Genomic DNA, 11795 nt, shown 5'->3' with positions numbered 1-11795 from the left:
TGGGGCATTACCATGTCGATACGTTACCTGCGCCCTCAAGGGTAAATTCCCGGGTGGTCGATGTCTCATCGTCATTGGCACGGAGGGCTCGATGTCGGATCGCCGCAGCACCGACAGTTCAGGGAGTTCAAGAATCCACGCACCCATCATCTGTTCGACAAGCCGCTTCTCGTCTCCGAAATCGCCTTTCAGTTCCTCAAACCAGTCGAGCGCCAGCACGCGAATGAAGGTGCTTTTGCGCTTGCCCTGCACCCCTTCGATGATCGGAACGAAGTCGAACTTGTGGCCCGGCTCGAAAGCGCGGGCGACGGCCGCGACCACGAACTTCCGTGCAGCTTCCCGGTGATAGGCGTTGTCCTCGGCACCAAGGAAATCGATGAAGAGCGTTTCCACACGCGGCACCTTGTCCCAAGGCACCGCTGCAAGACGTTCGCGGACCGGGTGGAAGGGTGCCAGTCGGGCGGCGTTTCCGATTGCCGCCTGAAGGTCACGGTCCGACGGCTTCAAGCCCCATCCGGGCAGCTTCGGCCCATTCGGCGCCTCCAGTAGGATACGGAGCGCATCGGTGTGCTGGTCCTGCCAAACATCACCGTTCGCGCGGTCCCTGATCGGAATGCGCGCGACCACGGCAAGCTTCGTCTTCAGGGGCACGCGGGTAACAACCTGTTCACGGAATGCATTGAACTCGACACAAGGGGCGATCCGGGGATCATTGGCGATGATCGTCGCCAGATTGGCGACGGTGTTCGTCACGCTGCCGTCGCGGGCTCGCTCAAGGCTTAATTGCCAGTCGGTCCGCTTGGCCTTCGGATCGCCCACCAGTTCGTCGAGATCGGCCTGAAGCTCGTCGTCGCCATCGGCGCCCGGCTCGTCGTCCGCCAGATCATCGAACATGGCCTGTTGGTCATACCTGGACTCGGCCTGTTGCCGCCGGAACGCGGGATCATCGGCGATGAAGTCGAGCATGGCTTTCCACGACGGAAGCCCCGTCGGCGGGGTGTCCTTCGACTCGCCTTCGTCGCGGTCGCCGAACATGTGGATGCGGACAAGATCGAAGGCGTTCACCAACCGGTCGGCGCAAGGGTCGCTGCCGTGGTGCGAATAGAGGAACAGGCCGCAGTCCTCGACAACAGCGCCGTTCGTCGTCGTGCCGCCGGTATAGGTGAAGCGGGGCTTCTCGCTGTTATCGTCCGTCGCCTCATACGGCAGGTCGAACTTCTCGATAGCCTCAATCACGTCATAGGCGCGACAGAAGTCGCCCACCGGCCCCTTCTTCGTAGTCGGGTCTTCCACCTTGCTTGCGTGCTCGCGAAGCTTTTCGCCTTCGCAGCGGGGCAGGTTCGACAGGTCGCGCCAATCGCCATCGGTGACCTCGAAATCGGCGAACACTCCCACCGGATCGATGATCTTCCCTTCATTGCGATAGAACACATAGGGGCCGTCGACGGAACACGTCGGCAGGTACATCATCTGCCCCGGCCGGAAAGACACCTTATCCACCATGCGCATTTCGGGGTCGAACATGCGTGCGATGATCCGGGACAGCGGGCCGTACTCGTCATTGGTCACGGCCGGATCAACCGCAATGAAGATGCGCAGGCGCGGATTCTCGTCGGTGTGGCTGCGGGTCGAATGCGCGAAATATTCGACGGTCGGGCAGACGCACCCCGCCAACATCTGGTCCACGAATTCAGGGGTAGCTCCGTCGATGTCGAGCGACACCAGATTGCAGGGCTTGGCCGACTTCGCGTTGCGCTTCTTCCCGTCGACGTGGGCGCGGAAAAGCCAGCCCCCGACCGTCTTCAGTTCCTTGCGCTCGTCAGGTGTGAGCTTCCGATAAGCCTTCAGCGTCTCCGGCGTCCGGGTCGGCGTGCGGAACTTGTCGATGAAATCCACCAGTCGGGCTTGCGTGTTCCGGGCCTTGCCCTGATTGCTGCCGCGACCTTCTGCGAAGCGCACAATGAAGCCGTCATTCGACGTTGCGGAGGATCGTTTTTCGTGATAATTCATATGGTTAGCGGCCCTCTGCCGCACCTCAGCAATGCGAGAACTCGGAGCCCGTCGGACCATCCCGGCGGGCTTCGTTATTGAATGGTGGGGGAATGGGTGGCTTGCCACGCCTCGCAGGCTGCTTGCCGCTCGGGCGGCACGTCCGACCGGTGGACGTTGAGGCGGCGGCGCCAGCCGGTGCCGTCCCACCAGTGCGAAACCTCGCCTGCAAGGGCAGCGGCTCGGCCACAAATTGGTTCTGCCTTCGACCGGGTTTGAGCCTCTTCGTCTGCGAACAAATGGGCAGTCTCGGCAGGCATCCCCTCTTCCTGAAGCTGACGGACGCGCCGTTGTCGCCAGCGGCGCCAGAAGCCGTTCATTTGCGGCGGGGCCCTATCAGTGCGGCGCGGGCGTCGCGATGCAGGGCGGCTTCGGCGCCCCCGGCATGGACGACAAGCCCCGCTTCCATCAGCCGTGCGGCTTCCTCGGGAGTCGCGGTGAAGGTTTCGCCCGCGCGGGCACGGGGTGCGGCGCCGAACTCTTCGGCGGAAATGTCGGTGGTAGCGAGAAGTTCGGTCATGTCAGTTTCCTTCGTTGCTATCGGGAGGCTGGTGCCAGCGGGTTTCGTCGTCTGCCGGTGCAGCCGCGCCATTCGCGATCAGCTTTTCGGCTTCTTCGTCACTTACTTCGAAGATGCTCCCGGCTTTTGTGATGATGGTTTCGACCTGGAGAATCGGATTGCCTTCGGCGTCGAAACGTCCGCTGTTGACCATTCGGCCACTGGCGGCCCAGATTTCTGTGATGGCTCTGAGCTTATGCATCGGTTGTCAGTTCCTTTTCCCAACGGGTTGCGATTTCCACAGCGGCATCACGGATAGCGAAACCGTCCAGTTGCTCGGGCGCGAATCGGGCCGGAATGGCGTCAACGAACCGTGTGACGACCGTGCGCGCGCTGAACAGATCGGGGGCCTTGACCGCGTCATAGGCGAACTTCTGCCCGAGAAGGTCCGTCAGCACGAAGTCGGTGGCGACCAGTTCGGTGAGTGCCGGAGCGATGTCGGCGAGCGCGGAATGGATGCGCGCGACGGGATGGGCCCGCCGGGCCTGCACGACAGCCACCACGGCGTCAGCCTTGGCCGGGACCAGTTCGGCCAGCTTAGCGGCAAGCTCGGCCTTACGCCCGTCCAGCATTCCCAGTGCCGTCTTGGCGCCTGCAAGGATTTCGTCGCACTTCGTGACCTCGGCCCGACGGCGCGCCGAGGTGTCCGCCGACACGGCAACTTCGTCCACAAGCGCACGGGCCGCGTCGGCGCTGGTCTTCTCGACAAGATCGGCCTTCCGCTCGGCAGCGTCGCGGGCGTCGGCCTGAATGCGATTCCGCTTGCCCGCGATTTCGGCCAAGGCCGCATTCAGCTTGGCGTCTTCCGCCATGATCGATTTCAGGTCCATGGGGGTCAGCCCTTTACGTAGACGGTGGGGATTGTGATGAGACGCCCGCCGGACCAGACGCGAGCCCGAAGCCCTGCTTCCGTCCGATCAACGAAGGTCGCGATGGCGCCCGGATGGTCGGCAAAAAGGCGCCGCAGCTTCTCGGGATCGCGCGTCGCGCCCTCCCACGGTGAACGGCCCACCCCCATTGGGATTTCGATAGGCGCGAAAGCGCTGTGGCGCCGAAGGACCGGCAGAACGCGGGCACCAGCGCCCGCCCCGGCAAGTGCGGCAGCCAGATGGTCGGCATCATGCGGCAGCACCTGAAGGGCGATTATCAGCGGATCAGCGGCCATTGAGCTGCCCTCCGCGTGCGGCGATACGGTCCCGCATCCACGCGTCAACTTCGCCTTTCACGAAGCCGACAGAGCGCGCGGCAAGTGGCACGGGAGCGGGAAACTTCCCCGCCTTGACCAGATCGCGAATGGTATTTTGGGGAAGCCCCGTCAGTTCGATGACTTTCGTCCATCGAACGAAGCTGATTTCGTCTTGCATTGATTTGCCTCCGTGACGGACCGGGAACAACCCGGCTCGCTGCGGAGACTGGACAAAATCGACAGATGATACTTTCCGACAACTGTCGGGGCTATTCTGGCAGCTACCGGGTCCGCGACCCGATCAACGCTTCAGCGGCATGGTTCTGAAATGCACGGTCCGCTTCATAACTGACGGGCGCAAGCGGCAAGTTCAATTCCTGATAGCAAGCGAGCACGTCTTGCAGACGCGGCGACCGGCGCGGATCGTTGCCGCCCCAAGCCTCAATGGTACGCGCCGACAGGCATGTGGCGCGGGCAAGACCTTCGTTCGAAATCCCGCGCTGTTCCATCACCACAAAAAGGTGCTGAACTAGCCGGTTCACTGCGGCCAATCCCGGTTCGAAATAGCCGAGATGATCCGCGCAATAGCCCATGCACTCCCGCATTTGCTGCTTGGTGGGAAGTCGTCTGCCCGATGGCTCTTCATCACCCCGGACAACCTGAATCCAATGTTCAATGCGCTCCACCGGAACGCCAGAGCCGAGCGCCAGCGCGGCAGGATTCACCCCTTCGGCGGAATCCGATGGTGCAATTTCGTCATGGTCCCGAAAGGCGTCGAACTCGTCCGCCCGGTAACGCAACCACCGCTTAAAGCGGTCAATATCAACCGGACGGGAATCGCGCGACGTGAGCACGCGCGGGCTCTTGGACTTGCGTTTCTTGGGGCCGGGCGGAAGTGCATCGGCAAAGGCTCTTCGTAGGCCGTCGGCAGCCTCATCCAGCTTGGCTATCGCCCCGGTGCGAAGAGTGTGACTTTCCGGGGACAATACGTCCGCCATGAGCTTGAAGCCGTCCAGCGCGGCGGCCGCATGGTCTCGGGCAAGTCGTGCCTCTTCAAGCGCGTCGTGCCTCATGTTCGCAGGCAATGACGCGTCAATCGCCCACTCCCGGTCAAGCGTCGCTTCTGCCCGCCGGAGAAGCGCTTCCGCACTATCGACACACTGTTGAGCTTGTTCGAAGGTCAGCCCACGTCCGGCATGGTGCAGGGCATCGTGCCGTGCCTTGGCTTCATGATAGCGGCTTTCGGCGCGGGCAAGGTCATCCAGCAGTTTTCGCCGCGATACCTTCCGGCGCGTCGCCTGCTTTGGTACTGAAGGTTCTCTGCCCGTGTCTTCGGCCTCTGCGGCGGCACGTTCGACCAGCGCCGAAAGGCGGCCGATGCCACCTTCATCGATCATGCGCGGCGCCCCGGAAACGGGATCACCTTCCGGCCATGCTCGGCAGCGTCCAAATAGTCGGACCACCAGGACAACATCGCGCGGCGGTCGGACAACCATTCTGCGGAATTATATGCGCTTCGAACCGAATCGCCGTCGGTGTGGGCAAGCTGTCGTTCGATCCAATCGCGATTGAACCCGGACTCGTTCAAAATAGTCGAGAAGGTTCCACGGAATCCATGAACAGTGGCTCGACTGTGATAACCGAGTCGGTAAAGCGCATAGATCATCGTATTTTGGGAGATGACCTTTTCTTTCGTCGCCGCAGGCAAGACATACTCGGAATTGCCCGCGATCTTCTTCAGTTCTCGCAAGACCGCGACCACCTGCGGCGACAACGGCACCAGATGGCCCGAACGCATTTTCATTCGCTCGGCAGGGATGCGCCAGAGCGGTTCGGCGCCATCCAGACCTTCGAACTCTGACCATACGGCGAAGCGTGCTTCGCTGGTCCTGACGGCCGTGTGCATGACCAGCCGGAGCGCCAGAACGGTTTGACGGTCGCCCTGATAATTCGACAGCGCCTTCAGGAACTCGGGGAGTTCGGCCGCCTTCAAAGCGCTGCGGTGCTTCTGCGCACCGGGAGCCTTTAGAGCGCCCTTGAGGTCTTGAGTCGGGTCACGAACGGCACGGCCACTGGCAACGGCGTATCGGAAAATCTGACCTGCGACCTGAAGCAGTCGCCCCGCCAACACCACCGCGTGGCGGCTTTCAACCGCACGGATCGCGCCAAGGATTTCGGGCGGCTCAATCGCATTGATCTGTTCCCCGCCAATGGCGGGGAACAGATCGGCTTCGATCCGGCGCCAGATGCGTTCGGAATAGGCGGGCGTCCATCCATCCTTCCGGGAAGCAAACCATTCCTCTGCAACGGCTTCGAAGCTGTTGGCCGCTTCGATCTTGACCTTTCGCTTGTCCGTCCGCTTCTGTTCGCCCGGATCGATCCCCTTCGCCAGCAACTCTTTGGCCGAGTCCCGGCGCGTTCGCGCGTCCTTCAAGCCCACGGCGGGATACGAACCGAAGGCAAGGGTCTTCTGCTTCCCTTCAAACCGAAAGGCCAAGCGCCAGTGCTTGCCGCCGGTGGGTTGAACCTGAAGGTACAGGCCGCCGCCATCGCTCAATTTGCGGGGTTTCTCGGAGGGTTTGGTGGCCTTGATGGAGGTATCGGTGAGCGGCATTGTTGGCACTTTCGAAGCGGTGGTGTTGGTATCACCGCAATTATGCCAACAAACTTTCCGGCTGTCACCGGTTTGTTCCAAACCTCTTCGGAGACTGGTTAACCCGGAAACCCCTACATTTAATCGGGTTTCTGGACTTTCTCGGGGCTCTTCGGAGCTATTCGGAGAAGGGGAGTGGTGGGCCCGGTAGGACTCGAACCTACAACCAAGCGGTTATGAGCCGCCGGCTCTAACCAATTGAGCTACAGGCCCCACGCGCCCTGCCCTAGCGCATACGCCCCAGCGCCTCAAGGCGCCAAATACCTCGGCGCCGGCTTTTCTTCCAATCTCCGCTTTGACGCCGCAATGGCCGCCTAGCAAGATCGGCGATATCCTTCGAACCGGAGTTCTGCCCCATGCGAAGCCGCCCCCGTAGTCTGATCGCCGCCCTCCTCGTGCTGGCAACACCGGTCTTGGCCGGCGCGCAGGAGCCCGCCGCACCGTCGCCGCGAACTCTGGTCGTCACCGGCACCGGCGAGGCAACGATGAAGCCCGATCTTGCCATCGCATCGTTCACCGTGCTGCGTTCGGCCGAGACGGCGCGCGCCGCGCTCGATCAGGCCAATGCGGCAATGAGCGAGGTCACCGCCGGCATGCGCGAACTCGGGGCCGAGGACCGCGACCTGCAGACCTCCGGCTTTTCGATCGTGCCGCAATATCGCTACGACAACCAGCGCCCTGACGGCGTCCAGAACCCGCCGGCGATCGTCGGCTACGAGGTCCGCAACACGCTGGCGGTCCGGGTTCGCGATCTCGCCAAGCTCGGCGAAATCCTCGACCGGGCGGTCACGCTCGGCGTCAACCAGGGCGGCGACATCAGCTTCAACGTGGCCGAACCGCGAATGGCCCGCGACGCGGCCCGCAAAAAGGCCGTCGCCGACGCGGCCGCGACCGCCGAACTTTTGGCCGAGGCTGCTGGCGTCACACTCGGCCCGGTGCGGGAGATCAGTGAGGATCTTGGAGTGATCCCGCCGATGCCGCTCAACCGGACGATGAAGATGATGGCGGCGGAAGCAGCGCAGAGCGTTGTTCCCGTCGAGACCGGCGAGAACACCTTCAGCGCCAGCGTCCGGATGGTCTACGACATAAGCGACTGAGGCGGCGCGGGCGTCCGGGCGACGGGGGAATTCGCCTGCGGACGCCCTTGCCGGACCCAGGGCTTAGCGGCGGCGGAAGCTCAGCACCGGGCAGCCCGGCTCACGGGCGAAGCGCACGATGGCGCGGTCGCCGCGCGAGCGGCCGGCAACCACGACGGCGCGGCGATTGGCCCGAATCACGCGGGCGCGGTTGACCCCCATGCGACTGGCCTTGCGCACGGCGCGACGCGGCTCGCAGGCCGGCCGGTATTCGCGATAATCCCGGTAGCCCCGGTCATCGCGATAGCCCCGGTTATCCCGATAGCTCCGTCCGTGAACCGGCTGGGCGCGCTCGCCGATGGTGATGCCGAAGCGGAAGCCGTCGGCGGCGGCCGGCGCGGCGGTGGTGGCGACGCCGCCGGTGGCGAGTGCGGCAACGACGATGATCGAGCGGGTCAGGGACTTGAACATGGGTTGGTCTCCATTCGGGTCGGCACGATTTCGACTGTCGCGGACCACGGTTTCGCGGGGGGCGATCGCCGCCGGTCGAGCCGGCCCTGCGATCATTCGCCAACACTTCGCCGGTGAATGACCAGACCCTAGGAGATGGCGCGTGAATGGCCACGGAACCCGGCGTTCATCCAAGGTTCAGTCTTCGCACCAGTGACGGGTCAGATGCAGGAGAAAGGCGAACATGCCGACGACGGTCAGATCAGTCGCGTGGGTCCAGTCGCCCTGGCACAGCGATTGCGGATCGCGGAGAATCTCGGTCTGGCAACGGCCGGTTTTCCGGCAGGCCTTCATCCGGCAGGAGGCGGGCAGCTCGTGCAGATTCGCTGCCGTTCGCACCGCCAGTTCCAGCGCGTTGCAGGTGATCTCCGGCCAGGTCTCGGGGCCGGCGACGTCGGGCTTGTCCGCGGCAGATTTGGTCATGGTCAGGGCTCCTTGAAAAATTTCCACGCGCCTTTGTCTTCGCGCCCGGTTTTCGGGGCGAAGGATCGGGAAGCGGACGCATGGCGAACGTCGCTATGCTGATGAGTGGGTGACGCTTGCCATGCGCCCGCCGGCTGCTTGCCCCGGACCCGACGCTCCGCCCTTCGACACGCTCAGGACGAAGCCGGTCTGCAAAGGGCCCGGATGTGGGGGTTCATCACCCAGCCGCGCCACCGCAGCGCGACCCATCCGGCACCGTCCTCCCTCCACGCGCATCCGGTTCATGACCCGTGTTCCCGCGAGGGCGATGGGAGAAGGATAACGGTGGCGCGGGAGACGGGGAGAAAATTCTTAGAGGGGCGTGGCGGGAGGCCCGGATTGCAACGGTTTGGCGGTTTCAACGGCTTGGAATGGATCCTCGGGTCAAGCCCGAGGATGACGACCTCGTTGGACGGCATCGCCAATCGCCTCCGCAGGCGTCCCACCATTCCCAAATGCGCGCCCTCCGCAGGCGTCGCACCGTCCCGAAACGCGCGTCATCCTCGGGCTTGACCCGAGGACCCATGCCTCGGCATTTCCCTTGCCGCTCCGGTGGAGGACAGCGCTACCAGCCCATGCCGTGATAAAGCTCGGTCCAGTCCGGGTTAATCGATTCGACCAGATCGATCTTCCACCGCCGGGGCCAGCGCTTCAGCGACTTCTCGCGCTGGATGGCGTCGCGAATGTCGTCATGCTCCTCGTACCAGACGAGGCGTGTCACGCCATAGGCTTTGGTGAAGCCGCGCAGCTGACCGGATTTATGCTCGAAGACACGGCGGGAGAGGTCGGCGGTGACGCCGATATAGAGCGTGCCGCCTTTCTTCGACGCCATGATGTAGACGTGGCCGGACATCGCCAAAGCTTCGATCGGACGACGAACGGCGTCAAGCAGCGCGAGCGCCCTGAACGCGCCTTTCGCCTTTGCAGAATGGTCTGGGCCGGGGCGACGAAATCGTGCCCTTCGGTTCGGTAGGCGACTACTGACAACTCGTTGCCATTTCATTGCAGACCATGTCACCGTTACCCATGATGACGCCCGACGTTTGAACCGGTCTGCGCTGGGCACTCTGGTTGGCCATGGCGCTCGCAATACCCGCCGCTTGGTTGATGACATTCGTCGCCACACACCCCGACAAGAGCGAAGCCTGAACGGTCAACAGTCCTGCAAATAGTAGTTTCATGGTAGTTCTTCCCTAACGCCATCTCAGGAGTTCAAACACAGTTCGGCGGTGCCTGCAAGCATCGGGCGCGTGCGTCCTATCTCGTGGTTTGACTCCAACACTTGGAACCCTCGATTTCTCGCCGCGATGATTTCATCGGGATCGGCTCGCCAGACGAATGGCTTGGGGTCGTTTGCGTTATATTCGACGATGAAGCGATTGATGGCTGTCTGGAGATCAACCCCGGATCGGAAGACACCGTGCTTCAGGCGGCGGCCGGACTACCAGATTCCGCGTTTCGCCAAGGGCAAGGCGGCCAGGACCGGCGAACTGGCGCTCGGCGAGGCGGTGGTGGTGATCGCCGCCGGCCGGCCGATGAGCGCGGCGGAGATCGCGCGCTGCTTCAAGCGCGGCGGGAGGCGGATCGAGCCAAGGGTGGAACAGGCGCTGACGGTGCTGGCGCGCTACGGCCATGTCAGCGCGCTGGAGGGCGGCCTCTTTGCCGCGCGGCGGGCGGCATAAGGCGCGGCGGTTCCTTCTCCCCTTGTGGGAGAAGGTGGCCGAGCCAAGCGAGGTCGGATGAGGGGTGCGGCGGCTACTCCGTCGAATCATCCGGCCCGATCCGACGCTGAAAACCCCTCATCCGCCCCTTCGGGGCACCTTCTCCCACAAGGGGAGAAGGGGGCGTCAGTTCCGATGGAAGCTCGCGGTTTGCATGCCGCCGCCCGGCAACGCCGTGCACTCAGCCGAGATGCTGTGGTCCGTCGCCGTATTGACGAGAAGATACGAATAGTCGGTCTGCAATCGTTGGTCGGGCTCGTTGTGGCAATTGCGGACACCGATATTGTCGACGCCCGGCAAGGCAATGAGAGCGTTTCCTGTTGCGACCACCTGGCGCTCGACGGAGTCATGGATTTCGATCATCGCGAATTCTCCTGTGGTGAGGTGCCGAAGCGCGGCTTCGACGGGTTGACGAGGGTTTTTCTCGCTTGACTGTCGTTCCTTGCAGCGCCGCCTGGGGAGTTAGAATCCCAACGGTCGATTATGGCCCGGATCCAAGACGAGCAGAGGCTTCAGTTCGGTGTTCGGCGGGATCGCCTTTCGCCCAGAGCGCCCCGGCGGGCCACTGCCAGCCGGCGTCGATGTCGAAACCGATCGTGTCGTCGGCCAGATCGGTCGCGATGAGGACGCTTCGCCCCAGGCTTTTGGCCATGAAGACGCTCAGATCATAGGTCGATGTGGCCCACATCAGCAGGATCGAGGCCGTGGGCTCGATCACGACTTGCGCTCCGACCTCGATATCGAAGCCGCTGTAGGGAACGGCCGGTCCATCGTTGGCCGGAAACATGGCGGCCGCAGACAGACCGCAGACCATGGCGCGCTCGGCCTTGCTCAGAACCGTGACCGCCCCGGCCGTTCCGCCGGACTTGGGTTCGATGCCGTTGGTCGACACTTCGGCGAGTTCCCCCTCGCGGATCGCCGCCTGATCGCCGGCGAAGACGGCATGATCGACGGCGATCCGATCGAGTGAGATGTAGACGCTGAAATGGCGCGGGGATGGATCGACGGAAATCGTATCGACGAACTGCGCGTCCGCGAGGCGGCTTGCGACCAGCGGCACGCCACTCTTGTTCGAGCTGATGACCTGTCGAAAGCCATAGAGCTGGAAGCCGCTCGCCTTGAGCCGCACCGCGCTCCCATCCGCCAGCTTGATCGTCAGCGTCCCGCCAGCCATTTCGGCCTCCCCGACCTGCTTTGGGTTGCCCGATGCGCGTTCCGCGCGGCCCGCAAGCCGCGCGAAGCGAGCCTCGACAGGCGTTGATCAGGCGGCGGCCCTGTGCCGGCGCAGGCGCGCGGAGCGCGCCAGGCCGCTGTCCTGTTCAATCAGAAGGTCGCCCAGAACAGCCTTGGCCGGCGTTGGCTGAGCCCAGGTGGCGTCATTCCAGTTCCATCCGTCATTGAGCACGTAGCCGACCGACCGGCTCTTAATGCCGTTGACAGCGGGTGCGCTGGTCAAATCGACCAGCAACCCTTGCGAGAAGGATTGATACTTGCCTATCCGGTTGTTACCCACGCCCACTAAATGTGGGGTGCGCCCATTCCCCGGAGTAAAGCCCGTCAAAGGTCGGCGCAGCTGCCT

The 11795-nt window shown here is 63.3% G+C and carries 17 protein-coding genes, 1 tRNA gene and 1 pseudogene; 2 read left to right on the top strand and 17 right to left on the bottom strand.

Features of this window, described 5'->3' with window-relative positions; genetic code table 11:
- From VQ044_RS21820 to VQ044_RS21780, 9 genes are all read right to left on the bottom strand, one after another.
- Positions 1–2199, bottom strand: a 2199-nt coding sequence (locus VQ044_RS21820; RefSeq protein ID WP_331827766.1) for a VapE domain-containing protein, incomplete at its 3' end; no start/stop codon positions are given.
- Positions 2200–2365: 166 nt separating this feature from the next.
- Entirely contained in the window at positions 2366–2569 is a 204-nt protein-coding gene (locus tag VQ044_RS21815; RefSeq protein ID WP_327649168.1) for a hypothetical protein, read from the bottom strand.
- A 1-nt stretch (position 2570) separates the two neighbouring features.
- Positions 2571–2810 carry a DUF7302 family protein gene (locus VQ044_RS21810; RefSeq protein WP_327649167.1) on the bottom strand — a complete coding sequence of 80 codons (240 nt, stop codon included), beginning with the start codon at positions 2808–2810 and terminating at the stop codon, positions 2571–2573.
- Positions 2803–3420, bottom strand: a complete 618-nt coding sequence (locus VQ044_RS21805; protein WP_327649166.1) for a hypothetical protein — start codon at positions 3418–3420, stop codon at positions 2803–2805. Before VQ044_RS21805 ends, VQ044_RS21810 begins: the two co-directional genes overlap by 8 nt.
- Before the next feature lie 23 nt (positions 3421–3443).
- Positions 3444–3773 (bottom strand): hypothetical protein, encoded by a 330-nt coding sequence (locus VQ044_RS21800; RefSeq protein ID WP_327649165.1) that lies wholly within the window; start codon positions 3771–3773, stop codon positions 3444–3446.
- Positions 3763–3972, bottom strand: coding sequence for a helix-turn-helix transcriptional regulator (locus tag VQ044_RS21795; protein ID WP_327649164.1), 210 nt, complete (start codon positions 3970–3972; stop codon positions 3763–3765). The genes VQ044_RS21800 and VQ044_RS21795 overlap by 11 nt, the downstream gene beginning before the upstream one ends.
- A gap of 103 nt (positions 3973–4075) precedes the next feature.
- Positions 4076–5191 carry a hypothetical protein gene (locus tag VQ044_RS21790; protein WP_327649163.1) on the bottom strand — a complete coding sequence of 372 codons (1116 nt, stop codon included), beginning with the start codon at positions 5189–5191 and terminating at the stop codon, positions 4076–4078.
- Positions 5188–6408 carry a tyrosine-type recombinase/integrase gene (locus tag VQ044_RS21785; protein ID WP_327649162.1) on the bottom strand — a complete coding sequence of 407 codons (1221 nt, stop codon included), beginning with the start codon at positions 6406–6408 and terminating at the stop codon, positions 5188–5190. The genes VQ044_RS21790 and VQ044_RS21785 overlap by 4 nt, the downstream gene beginning before the upstream one ends.
- A 175-nt stretch (positions 6409–6583) precedes the next feature.
- A tRNA-Ile gene (locus VQ044_RS21780) sits at positions 6584–6660 on the bottom strand.
- 143 nt (positions 6661–6803) lie between these two features.
- On the opposite strand from VQ044_RS21780, the gene VQ044_RS21775 reads away from it, so the two are divergent.
- Positions 6804–7544 carry an SIMPL domain-containing protein gene (locus VQ044_RS21775; RefSeq protein ID WP_327649160.1) on the top strand — a complete coding sequence of 247 codons (741 nt, stop codon included), beginning with the start codon at positions 6804–6806 and terminating at the stop codon, positions 7542–7544.
- 63 nt (positions 7545–7607) lie between these two features.
- Here VQ044_RS21775 and VQ044_RS21770 read toward each other — a convergent pair whose 3' ends face one another.
- From VQ044_RS21770 to VQ044_RS21750, 5 genes and pseudogenes are all read right to left on the bottom strand, one after another.
- A complete protein-coding gene (locus tag VQ044_RS21770; protein WP_327649158.1) occupies positions 7608–7994 on the bottom strand; it encodes a hypothetical protein in 387 nt (128 codons plus the stop codon).
- Positions 7995–8171: 177 nt separating this feature from the next.
- Entirely contained in the window at positions 8172–8456 is a 285-nt protein-coding gene (locus VQ044_RS21765; RefSeq protein WP_327625987.1) for a hypothetical protein, read from the bottom strand.
- Between the two features lie 604 nt (positions 8457–9060).
- Entirely contained in the window at positions 9061–9348 is a 288-nt protein-coding gene (locus VQ044_RS21760) for a GIY-YIG nuclease family protein (RefSeq protein WP_327649156.1), read from the bottom strand.
- Positions 9349–9472: 124 nt separating this feature from the next.
- A complete protein-coding gene (locus VQ044_RS21755) occupies positions 9473–9676 on the bottom strand; it encodes a hypothetical protein (RefSeq protein ID WP_327649155.1) in 204 nt (67 codons plus the stop codon).
- 89 nt (positions 9677–9765) lie between these two features.
- Positions 9766–9930: pseudogene (locus tag VQ044_RS21750) on the bottom strand (IS630 family transposase); the annotation flags it as partial.
- Here VQ044_RS21750 and VQ044_RS21745 point away from each other — a divergent pair.
- Complete coding sequence (locus VQ044_RS21745; RefSeq protein ID WP_327625990.1) at positions 9878–10177, top strand: hypothetical protein; 300 nt, start codon at positions 9878–9880, stop codon at positions 10175–10177. The pseudogene VQ044_RS21750 and the gene VQ044_RS21745 overlap by 53 nt on opposite strands.
- Positions 10178–10342: 165 nt before the next feature.
- On the opposite strand, the gene VQ044_RS21740 is transcribed toward VQ044_RS21745, so the two are convergent.
- From VQ044_RS21740 to VQ044_RS21730, 3 genes are all read right to left on the bottom strand, one after another.
- Positions 10343–10579, bottom strand: a complete 237-nt coding sequence (locus VQ044_RS21740) for a hypothetical protein (RefSeq protein WP_327649154.1) — start codon at positions 10577–10579, stop codon at positions 10343–10345.
- Positions 10580–10697: 118 nt separating this feature from the next.
- Complete coding sequence (locus VQ044_RS21735) at positions 10698–11390, bottom strand: hypothetical protein (protein ID WP_327649153.1); 693 nt, start codon at positions 11388–11390, stop codon at positions 10698–10700.
- Positions 11391–11477: 87 nt separating this feature from the next.
- Positions 11478–11795 (bottom strand): hypothetical protein (locus VQ044_RS21730; protein WP_442880716.1); only part of this gene is annotated, 318 nt, incomplete at its 5' end.

This window comes from Aurantimonas sp. C2-5-R2 (genome assembly GCF_036549495.1).
GTDB classification, from domain to species: Bacteria; Pseudomonadota; Alphaproteobacteria; order Rhizobiales; family Rhizobiaceae; genus Aurantimonas; species Aurantimonas coralicida_A.
Note: the sequence above shows the minus strand (reverse complement) of the source record. Positions and strands in the feature narration are given on the sequence as shown.